Raw genomic sequence first — 6,868 nt, 5'->3', positions numbered from 1 at the left:
CCTTCGATTGAAGTTCTATACGACCTCAATCTGGCACATCGATGCCGCTTCGGGGGCCGTCCACCCCATCATGCCGTGACAACTGTGGCACGCGAAAGCGGATCAGAATCGAGTGCTTCTTGGCACCGACAGCACGTCCTTTACCAACCGAGTAGGCACCGCTGCGGATGCAAGCGCCATTCTGAACCGCTGCATTCTTCGGCTGATGTAACGGCATGGATCCCAGGGTCTGCGCGACGTCGCTTCGCTCCTGCTCCGCCCTGGGATGACGAAGGCGCGGTGGCAACTCGGCTAATCGCGAGCGAAACCGGATCCCCTATCCTCATCCTCAGCTCACCTTGCTCTCCGGTAACCCGAACCCGCCAACAGGATGCGTTTCCACCTGAAACTCGAAGCCGGCAATGATCGGCCGTGCCTTGGCGATTGCCGCCTGGACCTCGGGCAGCTGCAGCGAAGCCTTGTGGCTTTCGGCGTCGGTCCACACCTCGGTCACCCAGATCGCGTCGGCATCGGCCGGGTCGGTGGCGATGATGTAGTTCAGGCAGCCGGGCATGGCGCCGGTGCTGGCGAGCAGGATATCCATCATTGCGTCACGCTGGCCGCGCATCGCCCGCATCTTGCCGATCAGTCCGTACATTCGCTTTTGCTCCGTTGAGATGACGCAACCAGGAGTATGCAGTTCGTCGCCTACGGCATCAACTGGCCGCCATTGACCTCGATCACCTGGCCGATGATGTAGCCGCTCAGCAGATCGGAGGAGAGGAATAGATAGGCGCCGACGCAGTCCTCGGCGGTGCCGGCGCGGCCCTGCGGGATGGTGGCGATCATGCCTCTCATCTGGTCGTCGGTCGAGTAGCGCTCGTGGAAAGGCGTCGCGATCGTGCCGGGCGCTACCGCGTTGACGCGGATGTTGAAACCGATCAGCTCCTTGGCCATGCCGCGCGTGATGTTGGAGACGAAGGCCTTGGCCGAGCCGTAAAGGCCGGCGCCGCCACCGGCTCCGTTGCGCGCGGCGATCGAGGAGGTGTTGACGATGAAGCCACCCTGCCGCTTCAGCCATGGGATCGCCTTGCGCGAAGCTGTCAGCACGGAACGCGCGTTGAGGTCCATCACCGCGTCGTAGTGCGCCTCGGTCTGCTCGGCATAGGGCACGCGGCCGAGCATGCCGCCGGCATTGTTGACGAGGCCGTCGAGCCGACCGAAATGTTTCGCACTGTCCTCGACGACGCGCTCGACATCGGCAGGGATCGAGAAATCGCCCTGGACTGGGAATACCTCGCCGCCGCCGTTGCGAATCGTCGCGGCCAGGTTTTCGGCAGCCGCGCGGCTCGAATTGTAATGCAGCGCGACGCGGCATTTCTGCGCGGCATAGGCAAGTGCAAGCGCCGCGCCGATGCCGGTCGAGGCGCCGGTGACCAGGACCGCCTTTCCGGCAAGGTCGGGGATGACCAGAGAGGGGCTGACAAGGGTGGTGGTGGTTGGCACGTCTGTTCCTCCGGAGGACTCTGCCTGCTCTTCGTAGGCCCTCGCAGTCCTCGCGTTCAAGTCCGTAAAAGCCTATGGCCTGAGATAGGCGAAGCCCTGGCGTTGCAATTCGGCGAGCTTGACGACGCCACCCCGGTCGGCTGCATGGAAGCCGTCGATCAGGTCGGCCAGGCCGATATCCATGCCGTGCATGGTGTTGGCGCAAGCGTGCGGGCTGAGCCCATCCTGGACAAGGCCGGCGAACCGCCCGGAAATGGCGGCCGATATGCCCTTCGACTTGAAGGCGGCAAGTGCTGGGCCGTGCACGACAAGCGCGATGTCGACCTTGCCGTCGGTGCCTTCGAAGTGGTTCTTGATGTTGCCGAGCACGAAATTGACCTTGTCGAGGTCGCTGAGGTGATAGGCGACCTTTTGCCTTTCCTCTTCGGCAGCCGCCGGTTTGACTTCACTAGCTGCAGCCTTGGTGGGGCGCAGCCCGAAAAGCCCGGCGGCCCCGGCAAGACCGACGCGGAAAATATCGCGGCGTCGCATGGCTTCATCTCCCATTTGCCGGCCCGCGCAAATTGCGTGGCCTCGGCCTCGATCCTAGCATAAATTGACACCACGTCTTGTCGGGGCAATGGAGGGGTAGCATGACGTCGAGGACCATAATGGGGACCTTTGTGGGCGCCGGAGTTGGGGTTGCCTTGCTTGCCGCCGTCGCCGGCACTGCTTTCGCCGATGACACGCTCAAACTCACCGAGTTCAGCCCCGACGGCAAGGACGCCTGCTTCGGCCGCGTCTACGACGCCGCGCATCTCAAGTCGCATCCGCAGCAGAAGGTGGCGCGCATCTTCTTCTATTACGGCCGCGATCCGGTCAGCCGGCCAAACGAGGAGCCAAGCACCGGCATCGATTCCTCCTACAATGGCTTCATGGCGACGACGGTACGCGGCGCCAAGGCGCCGGAATGGCTCGGCGGCTGGTGCAGTCACGAGTCGGAGGACGGCAAGACCGGCCCGATCCGCTGCGGCATGGACTGCGATCGCACCATGGCTTCGCTGAAGGTCGACGACAAAGGCCGGCTGATCGTCTCGGACGTGCAGCCCGACCTCTATCTCGACGCCGGATCGGAAGACGAGCTCGGCGAGGCGGAGTACGAACGGCAGGCGCTGGGCAAGGACGACGACGGCTTCAGGCTCGACCCGATGCCGGCCGCCACCTGCAAGGCCGAGTTCGCGCGCATCGACCCGATCGACCCGGCCCTTGGCCAGCCATTGCGCGAGCGGCTGAAGCCGGACCAGGCCTTCTGCTACGGACGCGACTACGACGCCGCGCATCTCGGCTCGCATCCCGATCAGCTGACCCAGTCGATCAGGGTGTTCCGCGGACCGGTCGAGCTGGCGTCCTTTGCCAAGGAGGGCGATCCGGCCAATTGGCCAAGCGGCGCCGATATCGCCGTTTCGGTTACCACGCGGGAGAAATCGGCCAAGGTCACGCAGGTCTACAACTGCCAGGGCGAGGGCGACCAGTGGCGCTGCGCGGCGAGCGCGAAGACGGGTGCTGCCGCCTGCGATATCGCGCAAAAGGAGGTCTTCCTTCGCCGCGGCGCCAACGGCACGATGATGCTGGCCAACCCGAACAGCGGCCTGCCGATCGTCGATCTGTGCTCGAAGGCGGCGGAAGGCGACACAATGTCCGACGACAAGGTCTACCGGCTGGAGCCGATGCCGCAGGCTGCCTGCGGGCTATAGCAACCGCAATGCTGGAGGGACAGCGCCCCCTCTGTCCTGCCGGACATCTCCCCCACTTGGGGGGAGATCGGCCGTCACTGCCGCTTTCGCCAATCACCCATCGTCGCAGGAGTGAGCGGCGCGCTGAAGCTGCCAATCTCCCCACTTGTGGGGGAGATGTCCGGCAGGACAGAGGGGGGCGCGAAGGATCACCACTGAGCGATTTTTCTCCGCGCCGCCTCACGCGAACGGCACGGCCGTCGTGCCCTTGGGCAGTTTCGCCTCGTCGTCGGGCTCGACATGGATGATGACGCGGACGGAAGGGATCTCTGCCTGCAGTGCGTCCTCGATGCGGTCGCAAATGACGTGGCTGGCGCCGACCGACATGTCGGCGTCGACGACTAGATGGAACTCGATGAAGGTGGCGCGGCCGGCGATGCGGGTCTTCAGGTCGTGGACCTCGAGTGCGCCCTTGCAATTGGCCGAGATGATGTCGCGGATGCGGATATGTTCCTGTGTGTCGACGGCGCGATCCATCAGCCCGTTCATAGACGAGCCGATGACGTGCCAGCCCTGCCACAGAATGTTCAGCGCCACGATCACGGCAAGAGCCGGATCGAGAACCTGCCAGCCGGTCAGCACGGCGCCGACCAGGCCGATGAACACACCGACCGAGGTCGCCACGTCGGTCATGATGTGCCTGCCGTCGGCGACGAGAGCCGGCGATTTTTCACTCCGTCCGGTGCGGATCAGCGTCAAGGCCCAGACGGCGTTGATGACGGTTGCGACGCCGTTGACGGCAAGGCCGGTCCATGGCTGTTCGAGCGGGGCCGGATGCTGCCACGACCACCAGACCTCGTTGAGGATCAGCAGGGCGGCAAGCACGATCAGCACGCCTTCGAGGACGGCCGAGAAATACTCGGCCTTGTGGTGGCCGAACGGATGGTCCTGATCGGCCGGCTTGTAACTGACCCGGATCGCCCAATATGCGGCGGCCGAGGCAATGACGTTGACGATCGATTCCAGCGCGTCCGAATAAAGCGCAACCGAGCCGGTGATGTACCAGGCGGCCAGCTTCAGGCCGAGCACGACGAAGGCGACAATGATCGACCAGAAGGCGAGGCTGGCGACCTTCTGCCTGGCGGCGGTTTTGATTTCGGCGGTGGTCATTGAGGAGGCCGCGTTCCTTCGCGCCTCCCTCTGTCCTGCCGGACATCTCCCCCACGAGGGGGGAGATCGGCCATCATGGACGACGTCGCTGGATCTACAATGTTTGAGATTGGCGAAAACCGAAATGAGAGACAATCTCCCCCCAAGTGGGGGAGATGTCCGGCAGGACAGAGGGGGGCGACGTAGAGCGCAAACCTCAACACGAAAACTCCTGGCCCTAAGCGGCCTTTTCCTTGGCCTTGCGCGGCAGGTGCGCGACAATGTTCTCGATGATGCGCATGCCGGCATTGTGGCCGAGCGTCATGATCGATTCCGGGTGGAACTGCACCGCAGCGATCGGCTCCTTGCGGTGCTCGAAGGCCATGATGATGCCGTCTTCGGTCTCGGCGGTGACGACAAAACCATCGGGCAGCCGCACTGGATCGGCGAAGATCGAATGGTAACGGCCGACCGTCACCTCCTTGGGCAGGCCCGAGAAGATGATGCCCGGCTTCGACACGCGAATGCGCGACGGCTTGCCATGCATGGGGATGTGCAGTTGGCGCAGCTCGCCGCCATAGGCCTCGGCCAGCGCCTGCAGCCCGAGGCAGACGCCGAAGATCGGCAGGTCGCGCGCACGGGCCCGCTTGATGGTGGCGGCGCAGTCGAAGTCCTTGGGCGTGCCGGGGCCGGGCGACAGCACGACCAGGTTGGGCTTCAGCCGGTCGAAGATCTCGTCCGGCACCGGTGTGCGCACCGTCGAGACATTGGCGCCGGTCTGGCGGAAATAGTTGGCGAGCGTATGGACGAAACTGTCCTCGTGATCGACGAGCAGGATGTTGACGCCGTCGCCGACACGCGCGGTACTGCGTTCGGTGCTGGCGGCATTGCCTAATTTGGCGTCGCGGATGGCGGAGAGCATGGCGGATGCCTTCAATTCGGTTTCGGCTTCTTCTTCCTCGGGGATGCTGTCGAAGAGCAGGGTGGCGCCGGCGCGCACCTCGGCGATGCCGTCCTTGATGCGGATGGTGCGAAGCGTCAGGCCGGTGTTCATGTCACCGTTGAAGTTGACCATGCCGATCGCCCCGCCATACCAGGCGCGCGGGCTCTTCTCGTTCTGCTCGATGAAGCGCATGGCCCATAATTTCGGCGCGCCGGTAACGGTGACCGCCCAGGCATGCGACAAGAAGGCGTCGAAAGCGTCCATGCCTTCGCGCAGCCGTCCCTCGATGTGGTCGACGGTGTGGATCAGGCGCGAATACATCTCGATCTGGCGGCGGCCGATGACGCGCACCGAGCCCGGCTCGCAGACCCTCGATTTGTCGTTGCGGTCGACGTCCGAGCACATGGTGAGTTCGGATTCGTCCTTCTTCGAATTGAGCAGCTTCAAGATCTGCTCGCTGTCGGAAATGGCGTCGTCGCCGCGCTTGATGGTACCGGAGATCGGGCAGGTCTCGACGCGGCGGCCGTTGACGCGCACGAACATTTCCGGTGAAGCGCCGATCAGATATTCGCCCTCGCCGAGATTGATGAAGAAGGAATAGGGCGAAGGGTTGATGCTCTTCAGCTTGCGGGAAATTTCGGAGGGCTGGGTTTCGCAGCGTTCGTAGAACATCTGCCCCGGCACCACTTCGAACAAGTCGCCGCGCTCGAAGCTCTTCATCGCCTTGCGCACCAGCTTGGCATATTCGCCCGGCTCGTGGTCACCGCGCGGCGGGATGCGGTCTGCGGTCCTGAACGGCTCGACGACTTCGTCGCGCGGCAGGCCTTCGGTCGAGAAGCCATCGCCGGAATAGTCGTAGCGGTCGGTCCAGGCCTTGGTCGAATAATGGTCGACGACGAGGATTTCGTCGGGCAGGAACAGCACGAGATCGCGCTGGCTTGGCTTGCGCTCGAGCTTGTAGTCGACCGGATCGAACTGGAAGGCGAGGTCGTAGCCGAAGGCGCCATAGAGGCCGAGATTGGCGTCCTCCTCGGTCTTGAACAAAGCCGTGATGGCGCGCAGCACGGTGAAGACGGAGGGAACGCGGCTGCGTTCCTCTTCGGTAAAGATACGACCGGGCTTGGCGACCTCGAGGCGGATGAGTTTGTTGGACGTCTCGGCGATCGTTACGTCGTCAAGGCCGGCAAGCACCGTGCCGATCACCGGCAAAAGCACCTCGCCGCGGCGGTTCAGCGCCTCGATGCGCATGGCGCGGCCGCGTGCCGAGATCGCCACGGGCGGATCGATGATGGCGGTGTCCCAGCGGGTATAGCGGCCGGGATATTCGTAATTCGAGGAAAACACGGCGCCGCGGCGCGAATTCAGGCCATCGACATAGCCGTCGATCGCCCCTTCATATGGCCGGTCATGGCGCTGGCGGGTAATCGCCACGCCACCCGCGGTGACGAAGCGCTCGGCGCCATTCTCCAGAATTTTCGTCGTCATTGCCGTCTCCATCAGCGTCTTTGGGGCAACGGACCCGGGAATGGCTTGAAAAAAACAAATGGCCGCCCGGACATTCCGCTGCGGCCACCCTCTA

The 6,868-nt window shown here is 63.8% G+C and carries 6 protein-coding genes; 1 reads left to right on the top strand and 5 read right to left on the bottom strand.

Annotated elements, in window-relative coordinates; genetic code table 11:
* Positions 1-328 precede the first annotated feature (328 nt).
* The 3 genes from AC0L2X_RS20700 to AC0L2X_RS20690 all read right to left on the bottom strand — a co-directional run bounded on the left by AC0L2X_RS20700 (position 329) and on the right by AC0L2X_RS20690 (position 2,016).
* Positions 329-637: a putative quinol monooxygenase gene (locus tag AC0L2X_RS20700; RefSeq protein ID WP_352664581.1), complete on the bottom strand. Its 309-nt coding sequence runs from the start codon at positions 635-637 to the stop codon at positions 329-331.
* A gap of 50 nt (positions 638-687) precedes the next feature.
* A complete protein-coding gene (locus AC0L2X_RS20695; protein WP_473558949.1) occupies positions 688-1,485 on the bottom strand; it encodes an SDR family NAD(P)-dependent oxidoreductase in 798 nt (265 codons plus the stop codon).
* A gap of 72 nt (positions 1,486-1,557) precedes the next feature.
* Positions 1,558-2,016 (bottom strand): DsrE family protein, encoded by a 459-nt coding sequence (locus AC0L2X_RS20690; RefSeq protein ID WP_473558951.1) that lies wholly within the window; start codon positions 2,014-2,016, stop codon positions 1,558-1,560.
* Positions 2,017-2,117: 101 nt separating this feature from the next.
* On the opposite strand from AC0L2X_RS20690, the gene AC0L2X_RS20685 reads away from it, so the two are divergent.
* Entirely contained in the window at positions 2,118-3,218 is a 1,101-nt protein-coding gene (locus AC0L2X_RS20685) for a hypothetical protein (RefSeq protein ID WP_473558953.1), read from the top strand.
* Between the two features lie 219 nt (positions 3,219-3,437).
* Here AC0L2X_RS20685 and AC0L2X_RS20680 read toward each other — a convergent pair whose 3' ends face one another.
* On the bottom strand, positions 3,438-4,367 hold the full coding sequence (locus AC0L2X_RS20680; protein WP_352488950.1) for a cation diffusion facilitator family transporter: 930 nt from the start codon (positions 4,365-4,367) through the stop codon (positions 3,438-3,440).
* A 217-nt stretch (positions 4,368-4,584) separates the two neighbouring features.
* Positions 4,585-6,774 (bottom strand): anthranilate synthase, encoded by a 2,190-nt coding sequence (locus tag AC0L2X_RS20675; RefSeq protein WP_473558955.1) that lies wholly within the window; start codon positions 6,772-6,774, stop codon positions 4,585-4,587.
* Between the last annotated feature and the right edge of the window lie 94 nt (positions 6,775-6,868).

Source organism: Mesorhizobium sp. WSM4828 (assembly GCF_055811175.1).
The sequence above is the reverse complement of the archived record's forward strand: the minus strand, read 5'-3'. Positions and strand labels throughout refer to the sequence as shown.